The sequence below is a fragment of the Devosia sp. RR2S18 genome, assembly GCF_030177755.1.
Lineage (GTDB): Bacteria > Pseudomonadota > Alphaproteobacteria > Rhizobiales > Devosiaceae > Devosia > Devosia rhizosphaerae.
Genome location: NZ_CP126539.1, coordinates 3,718,004 through 3,733,353, shown reverse-complemented (window position 1 = coordinate 3,733,353; position 15,350 = coordinate 3,718,004). Strand labels below are relative to the sequence as shown.

Below are 15,350 nucleotides of genomic sequence, written 5' to 3'. Positions count from 1 at the left end.
GAAGATTCCCGATCGCTATTCCCGTTGTCCTGGAATGTCGGTGTCCTCACCCAGGGCATCGCGGAGGTAGAGCCGCTTGACCATGATCAGCAGCACCAGAGTAAGGGGTACGCTGAACACCAGTCCGAGCGGGCCAAACAGCAGGCCCAATCCAACCATGGCAAACAGCGTCAGGACAGGTGGAAGTTCGACGGTGTGTTTCTGGACGATCGGGATCAGCAGATTGCCTTCGACCTGCTGAATGATGGTGTAGCCTACCAGGGTCCAAATGAAGGTGCTCGTGCTATCCGACAGAGCAACAAGTGCCGCGGGCACAAGTGCTACAAGAGGGCCAAGAAAGGGGACAAACTCCAGTATCCCCGCCGTTACGCCGAGTGCCAACGCAGAGGGAACACCCACCAGGAAAAGCATGGTGGTTACCGCCACGCCAACAATCGCCATCGCAATGAGCTGTCCGATGAGCCAGAGCCGTAGCGCACGGCCGGCGATAAGCACCGTCCTGCGGGCTTCATCCCTCTGCTCTTCAGGAACAAGTTTGAGCAGGCCCTCGCGATAGGTAGCGGGGCTGAGCGCCATGAACACCCCGCCGAAAATAATCAGGATCACGCCTGTGACGGCACTGATGAGGTCTGGAAGCATGCCGATCAGACCATTTGTCCACCGGCTCGCTCGGATACTCGCCAGGTGTTCTTCCCAGTCAATGCCGAGCGGGCCAGCCACTGCGTCAAGGGCAGCTGGCAAGGTCTCGCTGAGGGTGGAGAATTCCGCAGCAATCCTGGTTCCCAGCAGATAGATGAATCCCGTCGCCAGAGCCGCAATGATCACGCCAGCAACAATAAGCGCCCACTTCCCAGAGAGCGGAGTGAGCCTTGCAACTAGATCACCCGCACTGATGAGGATTGAAGCGATGACCACAGCTCCGAAGAACAGCAGCAGCATGTAAGTCATCTGCCATCCAAGCCAAAGCAGGCCCAATAGCAACCCCACCAACAGGGTAGCCCTCACGAGCCAGCTGAACGAAACCGGTCCCCGCCTCAGATCATGCATTTGCTGCTCCTCCGGGTTGCGCATGAATAGGGAAGTCGATCCACATCGAAGCAGTTCCTGGTTCGTCCGCGCCAGTGACAACTGGAACATCACCTGACGGTGTTAGCATGTGCTTGGCCGAGCGGATCAGCCAAGCCCGGCGCGTGGCGCGGCTCTGGTCGTCCTTCATCAGCACAGCAAAAGGCCCCAGCTGCTGCCGGGGCCCTTCTTCCGGGTTCAGTTCGTCTGGTTAGTCGACCATGCCGATGCGGTTGTACTCGAATGGCTCAAGGCCACGAGCTTCCGTCTCGTTATATGGAATGTCGTAGTAGTCCGCGCCGCGGCGGTAGCCGGTGTACGGGTAGGCGTAGTAGCCGCCGGTGCCCCAACCAACGTCAGGGGAAACCACGGTCGCCCGCAGAGTGCCATCAACGATGATGAGGTCGTTCACGTAGCCGTAGTTTTCAGCGACAGTCGCATCTTGAGGAGCCAGACGGGCATATTCACCGATCAGCTCACTGGCACGCCAAACATAAGGACCCGTCTCGGTGTCGTCGAACCAGCCGTCGTCTACCTGCTGGATGTTTCGAGCCACGCCGTCTGCCGTGATGTAGTCCTGGGCGAAGAGGGAGTAATCGCCGACCGTGTCTTCGGTCACCGGGACGATGACGTTGTCGAGGTTCACCTCGACCATGTCCCATGGAATGGTCACATGAGTATCACCGATGTCCCAGAAGCCGCCGATCTCAGCGATGATAGCGAGAGCCTGGCCGTTGGAGCCGAACAGCACATCGTCGATCTCGCCGATCTCTTCACCGGTAGGCCCGTAGACGTCCATGTCGTCCATCAGCTCTTCAACGCTGATGCCAGGACCGTAGAGGTCGTCGTAGCGCCAGTCGGAGAGGCGAACGATTTCGTTGGTCTGAACGGTGTTGTCCGGACCGCCAACAGTGTCACCAATCTCTTCATTGAAGCCATAAGCGCCAAACTCGGGCTCATCGATCAGAAGGTCATTGTTCGTGTCATATGCGCCATAAAGACCGGTGCCGAACTCATCCTCGGTCAACAACCCATCAGGCTCGCGGTCCCAGGCCTCGAACGGCTCGTTGAAGGGGCCTACTTCGTCGTTGAAGAGGCCGTACTCTTCCTCAGACAGCATGAGGTCGCGGTCGGTATCATACCGGCCAAACACGTCGGCGGAATAGGTGCCGAACTCGGTGTCGGAGAGCCCAAGATTGCTGTCGGCATCGTAGTCCGAGTAGACATAGGTAGTCTGTGCCAGTGCCGGACTTGCTATGAGAACTGCGGCAAGTGAAATGGCTGTGCGTTTGAGTCTCATTCTCTTCTCCTTTGTTTTCATTGTTGGGAGGTAGGGAAAGACACTGCGACGGCTGCTTGCGCCCGCGTCCATGCGGATCAACGGCTGCAATCCGGTGAAGTTGCGTTCATTCAACTGCTACAGCGGATGCGGGAACTGTGTGTCGGCTGAGTGACGCTTTCGCGAAGGGAGGTAAACGCCCCCTTCCTAACCGCTGAACCCGAGGTACCAGACGGCTACAGGAACAGCGAGCAGCAGAACCAGTGACAGCACAACAAGGACACCGTCGCGCGTCAACAGGCCAGCGGCGAACAAGGCTATTACAGCGGAGGCTATCGAGCCCGAGGTAGGGATGATCTCCATCACCGGCATGAAGAGCGCCAGCCCCAGGATAAGGATCAGGGGCAACAAGCTGAGTGGCCGGTGCAATAGAAACGTGAGGCGAGGCTTCAAGAATCGCTCAATGAAACCGATGGGTTTGCGAAGCCACCCTATACCCTTCCGGAGTTTGCCGGACGAAAGTTCACGCCGGGTGATAAATCCTGGCAGCCACACACATTTGCGGCCAAATATCATCTGCGAAACCAGCAGGGCGGCGATCAGACCCACAGTAGCAGTCAGACCCGGAATGGCGCTGGCGGGCGAAGTCGAGATCAAGGTGAAGATGAGCATCAGGGACGCAAATGACCGCTGACCCAAAGCCTTCACTACCTCGTCGACGCTGATGCTTTCACCGGTGGCCGATCCTTCCAGCCGATCCAAAACATCGCTCAGTGCATGCGTACCGTCTTCGCTCATGATCCCTCTGCTTTCCTGCCCCAAACGCCTCTGCCAAGCCCCTGTTCCCGAAGCACACCGGCCGCAGTTCGTTGGGGCCGCCTACCACAATCCCGCAGGTGAACTGCCTTGGACCATGCACGATGTGATCACCGCCACCCAGACCCAGCGGCGTGGCAGGAACTCACTCGTGGGCAGAAAGCGGGGTATGGAGTCCGCCCGTCTGCAAGCAGCGGGATCTATCCCTCCTTACAGAGGGCGTAGGACGGAACTCTCACCATGAGCTGCCCCTTTGGGTTTCATGCACACAGGGAGAGCTACAATGGGAAAGAAATTCTTGGCAGTGGTGGCGGCATCATTGCTTCTGATGCCCAATGCGGGGGGAGCCGAGTCTGCCCCGATAATGAACCTCGATGCCAACGACAACTCGGTTGTGAACGTCGATGAACTGCATGATCTCGTCCGGCGCATGGTCCAACCTTTCGACGACGACCGGGATGGAGCGCTACGAACTTATGAGTTCCACGAGATGGTGTTTCACCTCTGGGACAGCGATCATGACTTCTCCCTCAGTTGGGACGAATTCAACCGGCCTCACGACTGGGATAGCGGGCTGAGACCGGTCGATTTTCCACGGCTTGATGGAGATGGCGATGAGGTCTTGGGTTTCTATGAATTCGAGGCTTTCCAGGAACGTGACATGTACGAAACGTGGGACCGCAACGAGAACCGAACCATCGATACGTTCGAAGTTGCTGGCGGTCTTGTCGCGATCTTCGACATCAATGGGAACGGTGTTCTCGATCCGGAGGAGCTTCAGAACGTGCCGCTGACGGTGCCCAGAGAAGCCGTGAGCTGAGTTCTCTCCACGCCGGGGGCGTGAAATGCCTGCTTGCCAAGAAGGAGGACCACCATGAATCTGACCGGACCGGCCCTTATTGCTCTTGTTGCTGTACTTGTACCGGCGGTGCCGCGTGCGGCATCGGCTGAGACATCAGCGCTGCCAGGGCCTGACCTCGGCCCATTGAGGCCTGCTGACGGTCCTCTAACTCCCGACGCCACTCTTGACCGTCCTTTACGCATAATCGAGCCTGAGCTTCGCGTCGGTCAGGAGGTCGGTTGGCCCCAGGACTTCAGCGCCGGGCAGAACGATGACTACCTGCTCGAAGAAGAATTCGGCACCGAGAGTGACGATGGTGTCTTCACTGACTGGGATGCCGATCCAGATCGATATCTGACACGGGATGAGCTCGGGACCGGCTTGCTTTCTATTCCAGGTGAAGAGGGCGCCACCCTTGTTGATGCCGAGGACATCGGCGGCAGCACGCTTGCGGTTGGCGAGATCGTACCGATGCAGGATTGGCTTCAGGATCGCATCTACGAACAGGGGGTAAGCGCCCGGGAGATCATCGCAGGCGTGCCGGTTCATGGCCTTGATGGCACCGAGATCGGTGTGAGTGCAGACCTCCTGCTGGGCTCCGACGGACAGGTGCTTGCACTCGTTGCCGACGTTGGCGGCGGGTTTTGGGCCATGGGCGAAACCCGGGTGAGTGTGCCATGGTACTTGGTCGAGCTCGGAACTGCTCGCCTTGCGGTTCCTCTGACCGAAGACAGCATCGATGAATATGGTCTGCTCGACTCTGAGTACCTGAGAGCGACAACAGTCGCCAACTCCGTTCAAGCCGGCATAGAAGAGATGGTCGGTGGACCGAATACCTGGCGCATCACCAACCTGGTCGGGAACGTCGTGAAGGTTCGGGACGCTGATATCGAGGCTCCATTTGCCCATGTTCAGGATGCCCTTATCCAGGACGGCAAGCTTGTGGCCATCGCAGTATCCATAGCTCGCCCCAGCTTGGAAACATCACCGGCTCTGGATGATTAGCAGGTTTATTTCGGTGATCCGGCGAATGTGCAGCACCGGACAACTCCAGACTGCGGTCGGCAATCCAGAAAATTCCTACTCCAGATGAAGTGTCATCATGTCAGAAGTTCTTACCCCCTCCGAGGCGTTTAAGCATGCTGCCAAAGAAGGTGAGCGGCGGCTTGATCAATCGCTCCTTGAGTTGCTGTCCACCGGGTTCATAGCGGGGTTTACAATCGTCTTCGGCATCATTGGGCTGGGGCTGGTGCATGGGGTGTTTGGCGCCGGCTCCGGTGCAGCCGGTGAACTTGCAGGAGCGCTCGCCTTTGCCCTGGGTGTGGTCTTCCTGGTGGTCGGTCGAGCCGAGCTGTTTTCGGAGAACTTTTTCGATCCCGTTGCGGCTCTCGTCCAAAACAAGCAGCCAAGCGGGGTACCGAAACTGCTCCGCTTGTGGGGGGTGACATTCGCGCTTAATCTGATCGGAGGCGGGCTCTTCGCCCTCGTCTTTGCCGTCGATGGGGTGTTGCCGACCGCAGCCCTGGAGGCACTCGCCAGCTTTGCCGAAGAGATCGCCGAACGGAATTCGCTAGCCCATCTCTTCAAGGGCATTGCGGGGGGAGCCCTCGTTATTCTTTTGTCGTTTCTGCTTGCAGCCTCCACCAGCTTGGGGAGCCGGATTGCCTTGTCCTTCATGACCGGGTTCCTGCTCGAGCTCGGCCCATTTGACCACGTGGTGGTCACTGGTCTTCACTTGATCGTCGGCATGCTTTCGGGGGCTGAAGTGGGCGGCTGGACCTTTGCCCAAAGCCTGACGCTGGTAACAGCCGGAAACCTGATGGGCGGACTTGGCCTCGTCACCATGACGCACATCGCCCAAGCCAAGGGATAGAGGTGGCGCAACTGGAGCAGCATAGGACTAGCGGCGGAACTGGGGGGAGACTGGGCCGTTGGTCTGAACCGGATGTGCACGACCTGCGCAGACCCGCAAACTGCATGACCCATGGCACGAGTTGCTACGACCTGCCTTATGGCGAGAACGAGATCGGTGGTCTGGAGCCATACGAGTACGACAGTACGGTCTACTGACGTCAAAAGCGTCGCCGATAGGTGACGCACCGCCTTGGGAGCCTGCTGGCCGGAGAGGTACTCTCCGGTCTGTGAGCGTTGCGGCGCCTGTTGCCCTGAGCGCCGGCCGACGTAGCCAGCGTGCACGCCAGCACCCCGCCTGACACCAACAATGCATCAATCGGAGGCGGCTTTGCACCTGCCCGACGAAAACCCAAGGCCCTTCAATTCCCGTGAACGGCGCAAAGCTAACCTTTTCTCCACATGCGCGGTTCTCGGCTTCGTTGGCGTTTTTGCGGCGATCATTACCGACCTGATCGCTGCCGCCGTCGTAGATGGCTATAGCATCATTCAGCAGAGCATCAGCTCGCTCGCCGCTGGCTCATACGCATGGATTCAGGACGGGGGCTTGTACCTGCTCAGCATCGGCACCGTCGCACTTGCAGTCGGGCTAGCCAGGTGGCGATATGACGAAGGAAGATTGCTCGCTGGAGCGCTATCCCTCGTGCTCATCGGCATTGATATCGCCGTCATAGCGTATTTCAACGAGTATGCCGGCCAGCAGAACCAAGGCGCCAACATTCATATCAACGCAGTATACGCCCTGGGCATCCTATTCACAGCATGTGCGATGCTGATCGGGTACAGTCTACGAGGCGTAGCAAGGAACTGGGCGGCCTTTAGCGCCATGATGGGGGCACTTTGGATCCTGACAGCGCCCTTTTTCTTTATAGTACCCTCTGCTTGGTTCGGCCTTTACGAGCGCGGCTTGGCGCTGATCCTCGTCTGCTGGATAGGCGGTATGTGTTGGCTTCTCCAAAGGCGCGCAATGGACATCAGGCGGAAAATCTCCATGCGAGAGGTTGTGGCTCACGAAGCTAGGTAGGCTACAAGGCGCTAGACCACGCTGCCCTGAGTTCGAGCACCGGTGGATTTGCTGCGTCAGGTGGCGAAGAACGCGGGGTGGCAAAGCGGCGGCCGAAGCCGCCGCCCTTGGGTTCTACTGCGTAGACTCAGTAGAACCTTCCGTATCCGCATCGTCCGCACTCTCTTCAGTTTCCGACGCGGCGGAGTTGTTCTGATCGTCTGCAGCAGGCTCGTTCTGCATTGCCGAGCCGTCGGACTGCTCAGTTGGATTGCCGGCAGCGTCGAAATAGGTGACCTCCGCATCCCGACGGAGTTGCTCCCCTAGGCTTGCGGCCAGCTGCTGCCGCAGTGCCTGTTCGATCTGGGGGCGAGCCTGCTCGAATGTCACGACGGCATCCGGGTTAGTCTCCTGGAAGCTGGCAAACGCTGACTGCAGTTGTTCATCGGTAATCTGCTCGTTGAGCTGCCTTGCGACCCAAACCTGCACCAGAGCCTGTTCGGTGATTTCCTCCATCATGGTCTGAACGAGGCTTTGCACCTCCGGATCAGACTCAAGACCGCTTGCTTGGGCCTGGTTCAGAATGAGCTCACGGGTGACCAACTGGTCCAACGCCAGCGAGACGACCATCTCCTCTGGGAACTGCTGCATCTGTGGCGGCAGGGTGGAAATGGCGTTCCGCACGTCCGACAGGGTGATCTGCGTGCCATTCACTTCAGCCACGACGCTGTCGGATGTCGCGGCGCCAGACTGACCTGCCTGGCTAGCTCCAGTGCCTGCAGACGCATCCGTCGTTGTTGCTGACGCTTCGGCTTCAGTCTGTGCTGCTGAATCGGTGCTGGCGGCATCCTGCGCGGTCGCAGGTAGCGCCATAGCTCCTGTCATAAGGGTTGCGACGCTCACGGCGGCGAATAGTCTGTTGTCGAGCTTGATCATCGATCAGTCTCCTTCAGTTATTCTCTCGTGGATGATGCAGGGCAACCTCCGGCTGCCCTGTCACTCAGCCAATGGTGCATCAGCTGATCTGTTCCTGCAGATATGCCAGGCTAGTCCGCGATCGGGGTGGGACAGCGCTTTCGACAATTAGCACACCTCCGGCGGTTGAACTGACGGGGTACCTTTGCAAAGATGGATGCAGTGGGCTGGGTGGCGGATCATCCCGGTCTTCTGTCGGGAGGGGCAGCCGGTCCCCTCCGGGCGCTATGTTCTTGGCTGTCCAAGGATGCAAACGAAGTCTAGGCACACGGACTAGGTTTCTTCGTCTGTATCCTTCGCCATGGCCGCGGCAATCGCTTGATCTGCTTGCTCAAGATCCCCTTCGCGGAGTGAAGAAGCAGACTGAACTTCCCCAGTCGCAGCGGATAGACAGAGGCGAGCCAGAACAGGGTAGTGGTCGGACCCAAATTCGGGTAGCACTTCGAAGCTTTCCAGACCGAAATCCTCCTGGAACAGGATGTGATCCAGCGGCCAGGAAATGACGGGGTTTTTGGCTCCAAAGGTCGGATAGAGGCCACGACCAATCCGTGGATCCAGCAACTCACCTATGCGCATCATCCGGCGGGTCACATCTTCCCAGGGGACACTGTTGGTGTCTCCGGCGACAATGGTGGGCAGAGCCGATGAGCGTGCCTCCAGTGCAGCTTTCAACAAGTGGCCATCGCGATATGCCGTCGACTGCGACGGCGGTATCGGTGGGCGTGGGTGCACCCCGACGAAGTCAAATGTCTCACCATTCCGAAGCCTGATGCCGCTGAAGAGCGTTGGGGTGTAGGCATCGAAGAAGAATCTGAACTCGGGTGAAACAAGTTCGAGCTTTGAGAATAGATGCATCCCGAAGTCGCCTTCGTTTTGGGGAATGTGCTGCACCCGGCCCGTAAATTGCTCGTCAATTTCTGAAAGTTGCTGATCCCACCATTGGTCCGTTTCCATGACCAGGAGAACATCCGGATCAATCTCACCAACCATATGCAGGAACTCTTCTGAGCGTTCGTTGCCTTCCTGCACGTTGGCAATCATGACCGAGACGAGGCTGTCACTTGGACAGCTGTCGAACTCGACAGCTTGGTGCGCCACCAGTGAGCTGTAGGGGTACAGCTCGGAGCCGTGATAGCCCAGAGCTCCGACTGTCAGCAGACCCAATGCCCATCCGTTCCTGCCGACACGCTGATGGACCACGAGGTAGAGGATCAACAGAATCGGCAGTGCGATTGCCAACTGGAGGCGCGGGTAATCCATATACCGCACCCACCATGCATTGGACTCCAGCAAGGGCAGGAACGACGCTACCACCACCAGAAGCGTCAGGGTGAGCAGCGCTGCCGACGCCCAGCGGCGCCATTTTCCGTGAGCTTTCTTCATGAGGTCTGTCCACCTGGCGCCTAGTCACAGGCAAAGGCGCCGATATCCTCCATTTCCGTTTGGTCGTAAACCAGCTGGAACACGGTGTCGCCCTGGGTCCACTCGCCTTCCGCAAGCGGCTGGAAGGGAATGGCATGCTCACCGAACAACCCAAGGCCCAGGTTCGGAGCGACGATCATTGCCTTGGCTTCGTCGCCCGAGATCAGAAGGTCCTGCACCCTGCCGAAGCCAACGCCATCGCGCGTGTTCACGACATCGCCGATCAAGGCACTGGCCCGCCAGGCACCGGCTCCGGGGCTGAGGTCATCGACGCCAGCGGTGATGTTGCCGGCCACAGCCCGAAACTCGGTATTGTCCTCCAGCAACCCGTAGTCCCCAACTGTGTCCTCGACGATCGGCACCCTGGCCCATCCTTCGCCGAACTGCACCTGGTCCCATGGCACGCTGACGTGAACATCACCAATGTCGAGAAAGCCGCCGATCTCCGCTACAAGCGCCAGCACCTCGCCATCTGACCGCAGGATCAGATCTTCCGTCCCGCCAATGGGCTCTGCGCCACGCACGGGCCCGTAGACGACGATGCCTGCGATCAGGTCGGCAACGCTGGTGCCGGAGTCACGGCAGAATTCATCGTCCCAGGTGTCAACGACCACCGGCTCCAGCCCTGCGGCCAGGGTGCTCGAGGCAAGTCCGCAGCATAGCAGGACGGCGGACGACATCAGGTGGAGCTTCATCTGAGTTCCTTTCGACTTCAGCTGAGTTGCACTGCAAACGGGGTCTTCTGCGGTTTCGTTGCCCTGTTGGCCGGATCCATCCTGCGTGAGAAGGGCATAGAACTTCGGTTCACTCGCACATAGGCGTTGACTCGAGTTTTCAGGTTCACTTCTGTTCACCCATGATCACGCTGAAGACCATAGCTAAACGCGAAAATCTACCGGCGGCGCCAAGCGGCAGCCGCACGGTTCGCGTTGTCCTCCAGCGGTCCGAACTGCACCTCTAGCTGCAGTTTTCGGGAGGACCTCACCAGGTATCCTCCCATGCTCATCACCGACACCCACGTCGCCGGCGAAGTCGATCCAGAGAAGCGAAAGCGGCTCTCCGCTACGCACGCCCGTAATTTGGCCCGCCTCCTGCTGGGCCGCATAGATCATCGACTATGGGGCAAACGCCCCTCTCTCTGAGTAATCCATGAACATCCAAAACCCCGGGTGGCCCAAGCGGCACCCAAGCAACCAGCCAAGTTCGGCGAGGGCGTAATCGCTCGGCCGTAACCTCGCTGGAGAACGAGGCAGCAATGGCTGACAATGATGAATATGACGACGTCTCACTTGACAGCTCAATGAGCTTCATCCGCGCATTCCGTCCCGCAAGGCAGTAAGGTCAGTAACCACGATCCTTCCGGAGATGATGATCCGCAAGGCACTCTTGCCCGCCCAGCTCACGCAGCTTCGCCGCGACAGCACCGTTTGTGTGGTCATTGAAGCTCCCACCGCTGAGTGGGTGGAGCTCCTCGCCAAGGCTGCCAAGCGCCTGGGTGACTGGAAGTTCGTCCACTCGGCTAAGGAACCGGCAAAGCCCCGATACCGAGAAGATGTGCCTGGTGATCAGGCAATCCTGGCATTGTCAGCCGGTGGCCGCACGGTGGGCATTTCTCACAACCCTGCCACCTGCCTTCCGAAGGCGATGACAGGTTCGGTCGACATCTACCTCATGATCCCAGCGCCCGACGACGCCATGCTCCGGGAAGCCATCAAGGCCGCGACCGGTCGGTTTCCACGCACGATGCCCTCAGGTGTCGCTGCCGGGCTCGACTATGGAGACATCTGCGCCGCAATCCGCGTGGGCAGTTCGGCCAAGGCATGCGTGGAGCGCTTGGCATCTGCATCGAAGTCGAAGTCTGCCTTTGCCCCCGGCCTCTCGGATGTTCCGCATCGTGATGAACTGCATGGCTACGGAGCGGCACTCGACTGGGGCAAGGGATTAATCCTTGATCTTGCCCAATGGCGTGCCGGCAAGCTCCCTTTCAGTGCCATGGATCGGGCAGTCGTCTTGGCATCGGAACCAGGTCTTGGGAAGTCGACCTTTCCCGGAGCCTTGCCAAGAGTGCCGGCATTCCCCTGTTCTCAACATCGGTAAGTGCCTGGTTCGCGAACGAGCCAGGCTATCTCGACAGCGCCATCAAGCAGATCGACCAGGTCTTTGCCGAAGCCGCTGCCGTGGCGCCCGCCTTGCTGTTCATTGATGAGGGTCGACGGCATTCCATCGAGGGCTAGCCTCGTGAACCGTGGAGATTGGTGGATGCCAGTCGTTGGGCACATCCTGCTCAAGCTCGACAGTGCGGCGTCTTCGGTGAGTTCGAAGCTGATCATCATGGGCGCAACCAACTACCCCCAGAAGCTTGATCCTGCTTTGATCCGTCCCGGCCGACTTTCGCGGATCATCCATATTGAGAAGCCCGACAAGGAGGCGCTGCAGGGCATTCTCCGGCAGCACCTGGGTGATGATCTGCCCGGCGCAGACCTTCGGCATGTTGCCGAGCTCGGGCATGGCGCCAGTGGTGCGGATGTGACCGGATGGGTCAAGGGAGCCCGTCAACGAGCTCGACAGGAAAACCGGACAATAACTATCCAGGACCTGCTGCAGGAGACTCGTGATCCTTTGGCAACCTGCCGAAATCGACTCGGGTTTATTTGGCTGATCGACTCAGGAATTGTTGGCGCATGTAGCGGACACAGGCACTTAGTCGACTCACAATTTCTTGGTGCCGACAAAACGGTCGGGCCAAATCGAACGCGGGTCGATTCCAGAGGTTTTTGGGACGTTTCGATCAGAAATGCGAACCGCTACATCGCCACGATGGCCTGTTCTAGCGTCGCTTTGTCTCCGACGATTCGCACGACGTCGTCCGCGACCTCAATTTGCTCGATGTCCGAGCACAGGTCGGTCTTGCGGAGCCCGATATCGTCGCTGGAAATCCTCTCGCGCATGTTCTGGCCAAACCGTTCCAGAGCGGCGGGTGTGAGGGTGTTCGCGTTGACGTGAGGTCTAGCGCGCTCAAGGGCAGCTTGTGCGCACTCACGCTCGGCCCGCAGCGATACGCTCCCGAAGAATGTCATCGAACTCGTGAGGCGCTCGGACGTGAACGGGCGCTCCGAGAGGTGATCGACCACCACAGTGTCCAGTGCATCCATGGCGATGGAGTGCCCCTTGCAGTGATTTGCCGAAACGGGCCGCGCCAGAGCAGGCTTAGTAGAGCGACTGAACAATCGACGCCGGCTCGAACCAATCGGCAACATCCCGGCAGCCGAACCCGAGGCGAACTACTACGCCACACTGGAACAACCGGCCATGGCCGCATAATTTAAACCAGAAAGCCTCCGAATTTCCCGGTGCGGTCCAGGCCATCGCCGAAGCAGATCTCTAAGCTGGTGTGCCTCTTGGCTTCTGGCAAGCCCTTGGTTGGTCTAGCTGTTCGCCACAGAGTTCAAGCCGTCCTCGTACATCTTCAGTGTCGCGTCAATGTCGTTGAGGTGGAGAGCGAAGCCTTGCTCAAGGGCTTCGGCCTGGCGGCGTAGATGATCGCGCCGGGAGAGCATCTCGAAACGCTCACTCTCGAGTTCTTTGATCGCCAGGTCAATGCGCTCGCGGTGCGATGAAAGCCGCTGTACCATTGGTGCTGTTTGCTTAGCGGCTTCCATGATGGCAGTTTCGGCTTGCTGATGTTCCTCATCAACTATTGTCAGGTCAGTCTTGGTACGCACAGCCATGCCTTTCCTCAAATGAACCGACCCTGTTGGGCCGGATGTCGCGAAATACTTCTGTGGACAAGAACTCGGATCGTTGAGAAGTCCAAGGTAATCCTAGCGTTTATCTTAACCCTCAAGGTAAACATGTGAGATCGGCTAGGGCGGATTGGATTCGCGGATCCGATGCTGGGGTAAAGCTGTTGTCTTTTCCCACCAAATTTTGGAATTCCCTTGCACCCAGCGCGATCAAGCTGGACCGAACTAATAGCGCGCTGCTTTGCTACGTCCCGCAAGGCCCACCTCTTGCTCATCGTTGATGCTAAGGTGTGCGTAACTTGATCAGAGAGTTGCGATCCGGACCTCCGCTCGTTAACCATCTTGGGACGGAGGGGCAAATGATCCATCAATTGGTAAAAATACGACGGGCGCAGCCTGCTGCCGGACCAAAGATCGTGGAGACGCTCCCCAGCTACGTTGTTTTCCCCCTTTTGCCGGTTGAACCGCGAACAACGCCAATCTCCTTAAGCTCAATTTCTAGCGGCAATGCTGATCTGGTGGTGTGCACGTACAGGCGTCGCAGGATGGCCGCGTCCGCATCGGTTTGGAGCGCTGCGAACGACGCTTGAGGGGCTCCGGGCTGTCTTTGGAAAGCCTTCTTCGGCGCTGACCTGCAGTCCGCTTGCTCTGCCTATGAGCGGCAGCTTTCTTACCTGCGGATCCTAACAGCGGACTGACACCTAACGGCCCCAGTCTTGCCATTGATTGTCGAAGTCTAGGGTCTTTCCTGTCTCGGTTATTGGAGGCCCATGAAGCAGCCATGACAACGTCTCACCACGGCCCTCTGTATCCGCACTATGACATTTGAACCCAACGCGCCGGCGACCAGCACGCTGGTAGCCAGCGCAACCGCCACCAACGTTAATGGGAATACCACGCTCTCCATCATCCTTGCGGTGAGTGCGTGTCATCTGATCAACGACGTCATGCAGTCGCTGCTCGCCGCAATCTATCCGATCCTGAAGACTAGCTATGGTCTGGACTACGTGCAGATCGGCCTGCTGACGCTGACGTTTCAATGCGTTGCTTCGCTTCTGCAGCCTGCCATTGGCATCTACACTGACAAACGGCCCTTGCCGTACTCGCTCCCGGTCGGGATGGCATCAAGCCTGGTCGGCCTGATCATTCTTGGCTTTGCGCAGAGCTACTGGCTGTTGCTGGTCGGGTCCGCGTTCATTGGATTGGGGTCGGCGATCTTTCATCCAGAGTCCAGCCGGGTTGCTCGCCTCGCTTCTGGTGGTCGGCACGGCTTAGCCCAATCACTGTTCCAGGTCGGCGGGAATGCTGGCTCGGCCATCGGGCCGTTGCTAGCTGCCTTCATTGTGCTGCCACGCGGCCAGTGGAGCGTCAGCCTGTTCGCCGGGGGATCCCTGGTTGGCATCTTCATTCTTTGGCGGGTTGGACGTTGGTATGCCGAACATCAGCGGTCGAATGCCGGCAAGGCGCCTGCAAGCACCGCTTTGCTTTTTGACAGGCGAACCACGATGGTTGCGCTGACCGTACTGACGGTACTGACTTTGACCAAGAACGCCTACATGGCGAGCTTGTCGAGCTACTACACCTTCTTCTTGATCGACAAGTTCCAGGTCGGGGTTCAGGACGCCCAGCTTCTTCTCTTTGTCTTCCTGGGCGCATCGGCCTTGGGCGTGTTCCTGGGTGGCCCCATCGGCGATCGCTTTGGGGCGAAGTTCGTCATTTGGTTCTCCATCCTGGGCGTGCTGCCCTTCACCCTTGCTTTGCCCTATGCAGATCTCACCTGGACCGTCATTCTGACGATCCTCACTGGGCTGATCTTCTCGTCGGCGTTCTCGGCAATCGTGGTGTTCGCGCAGGAACTGATGCCAGGGCGAATAGGAATGATCGCTGGTATCTTCTTCGGCTTTGCCTTTGGTGCGGGCGGCATCGCGGCCGCAGCACTCGGTGCCTTGGCTGACACCACCAGCATCGAGCATGTCTTCTGGCTATGCTCATTCTTGCCATTGGCGGGGTTGTTGACAGTCTTCCTGCCGGACATGGGGAGGGTTCGCTAAGTGACGCACTTAAAGGCGAGCGCCTAGATGGTCCTCGAGAGGATGGTGATGCGGTTCCGCTTCATTGGAGGCCAGTCACCCCCATAATCTCCCAATTGATTGCAGTGCGCATCTATGTCGCAGCGGGTGCGCCATTCAGACACTCTTCTTTGGGATTCAGTGGTCAAAAAGCGCAAAAAATGCCTCTTCGTTGCCAATTGAACCTGTGGGCTCGTCCGGCAACGAAGAGGACTTGTGACGAACA

Annotated in this window: 15 protein-coding genes and 1 pseudogene; 8 read left to right on the top strand and 8 right to left on the bottom strand. The window is 58.5% G+C overall.

The window, feature by feature from the left end:
• Positions 1-15: 15 nt before the first annotated feature.
• The 3 genes from QOV41_RS18485 to QOV41_RS18475 form a co-directional block, all read right to left on the bottom strand.
• Entirely contained in the window at positions 16-1,047 is a 1,032-nt protein-coding gene (locus tag QOV41_RS18485) for an AI-2E family transporter (RefSeq protein ID WP_284578373.1), read from the bottom strand.
• A 229-nt stretch (positions 1,048-1,276) separates the two neighbouring features.
• Positions 1,277-2,365, bottom strand: coding sequence for a PRC-barrel domain-containing protein (locus tag QOV41_RS18480; protein WP_284578372.1), 1,089 nt, complete (start codon positions 2,363-2,365; stop codon positions 1,277-1,279).
• A 186-nt stretch (positions 2,366-2,551) separates the two neighbouring features.
• Positions 2,552-3,142 carry an exopolysaccharide biosynthesis protein gene (locus QOV41_RS18475; RefSeq protein WP_284578371.1) on the bottom strand — a complete coding sequence of 197 codons (591 nt, stop codon included), beginning with the start codon at positions 3,140-3,142 and terminating at the stop codon, positions 2,552-2,554.
• Positions 3,143-3,443: 301 nt separating this feature from the next.
• Between QOV41_RS18475 and QOV41_RS18470 the strand changes: the two genes are divergently transcribed.
• The 4 genes from QOV41_RS18470 (at position 3,444) to QOV41_RS18455 (ending at position 6,936) form a co-directional block, all read left to right on the top strand.
• Entirely contained in the window at positions 3,444-3,980 is a 537-nt protein-coding gene (locus QOV41_RS18470) for an EF-hand domain-containing protein (protein WP_284578370.1), read from the top strand.
• Positions 3,981-4,034: 54 nt separating this feature from the next.
• Positions 4,035-5,006 carry a hypothetical protein gene (locus QOV41_RS18465; protein WP_284578368.1) on the top strand — a complete coding sequence of 324 codons (972 nt, stop codon included), beginning with the start codon at positions 4,035-4,037 and terminating at the stop codon, positions 5,004-5,006.
• Between the two features lie 97 nt (positions 5,007-5,103).
• A complete protein-coding gene (locus QOV41_RS18460) occupies positions 5,104-5,874 on the top strand; it encodes a formate/nitrite transporter family protein (protein ID WP_284578367.1) in 771 nt (256 codons plus the stop codon).
• A gap of 369 nt (positions 5,875-6,243) precedes the next feature.
• Positions 6,244-6,936: a DUF998 domain-containing protein gene (locus QOV41_RS18455; RefSeq protein WP_284578366.1), complete on the top strand. Its 693-nt coding sequence runs from the start codon at positions 6,244-6,246 to the stop codon at positions 6,934-6,936.
• A gap of 114 nt (positions 6,937-7,050) precedes the next feature.
• Here QOV41_RS18455 and QOV41_RS18450 read toward each other — a convergent pair whose 3' ends face one another.
• The 3 genes from QOV41_RS18450 to QOV41_RS18440 form a co-directional block, all read right to left on the bottom strand.
• Complete coding sequence (locus QOV41_RS18450) at positions 7,051-7,851, bottom strand: SurA N-terminal domain-containing protein (protein WP_284578364.1); 801 nt, start codon at positions 7,849-7,851, stop codon at positions 7,051-7,053.
• Positions 7,852-8,163: 312 nt separating this feature from the next.
• Entirely contained in the window at positions 8,164-9,273 is a 1,110-nt protein-coding gene (locus tag QOV41_RS18445) for an endonuclease/exonuclease/phosphatase family protein (protein WP_284578362.1), read from the bottom strand.
• 20 nt (positions 9,274-9,293) lie between these two features.
• Positions 9,294-10,007 (bottom strand): PRC-barrel domain-containing protein, encoded by a 714-nt coding sequence (locus QOV41_RS18440; RefSeq protein ID WP_284578360.1) that lies wholly within the window; start codon positions 10,005-10,007, stop codon positions 9,294-9,296.
• A 670-nt stretch (positions 10,008-10,677) separates the two neighbouring features.
• Here QOV41_RS18440 and QOV41_RS18435 point away from each other — a divergent pair.
• The 3 genes and pseudogenes from QOV41_RS18435 to QOV41_RS19820 all read left to right on the top strand — a co-directional run.
• Complete coding sequence (locus QOV41_RS18435; protein ID WP_284578358.1) at positions 10,678-11,409, top strand: hypothetical protein; 732 nt, start codon at positions 10,678-10,680, stop codon at positions 11,407-11,409.
• Positions 11,328-11,546, top strand: coding sequence for an AAA family ATPase (locus QOV41_RS19825; RefSeq protein WP_350151185.1), 219 nt, complete (start codon positions 11,328-11,330; stop codon positions 11,544-11,546). Before QOV41_RS18435 ends, QOV41_RS19825 begins: the two co-directional genes overlap by 82 nt.
• Positions 11,515-11,664: pseudogene (locus QOV41_RS19820) on the top strand (hypothetical protein); the annotation flags it as partial. The gene QOV41_RS19825 and the pseudogene QOV41_RS19820, both read left to right, overlap by 32 nt.
• 452 nt (positions 11,665-12,116) lie before the next feature.
• Here the strand turns inward: QOV41_RS19820 and QOV41_RS18425 are convergent.
• Together QOV41_RS18425 and QOV41_RS18420 are read right to left on the bottom strand one after the other, a co-directional pair.
• The gene (locus tag QOV41_RS18425; RefSeq protein ID WP_284578356.1) at positions 12,117-12,464 is read right to left on the bottom strand and encodes a hypothetical protein; all 348 of its coding nucleotides are present in this window, start codon (positions 12,462-12,464) and stop codon (positions 12,117-12,119) included.
• A 273-nt stretch (positions 12,465-12,737) separates the two neighbouring features.
• On the bottom strand, positions 12,738-13,040 hold the full coding sequence (locus QOV41_RS18420) for a hypothetical protein (protein WP_284578354.1): 303 nt from the start codon (positions 13,038-13,040) through the stop codon (positions 12,738-12,740).
• An 833-nt stretch (positions 13,041-13,873) separates the two neighbouring features.
• Between QOV41_RS18420 and QOV41_RS18415 the strand changes: the two genes are divergently transcribed.
• On the top strand, positions 13,874-15,106 hold the full coding sequence (locus QOV41_RS18415) for an MFS transporter (protein ID WP_284578353.1): 1,233 nt from the start codon (positions 13,874-13,876) through the stop codon (positions 15,104-15,106).
• Positions 15,107-15,350: the final 244 nt, after the last annotated feature.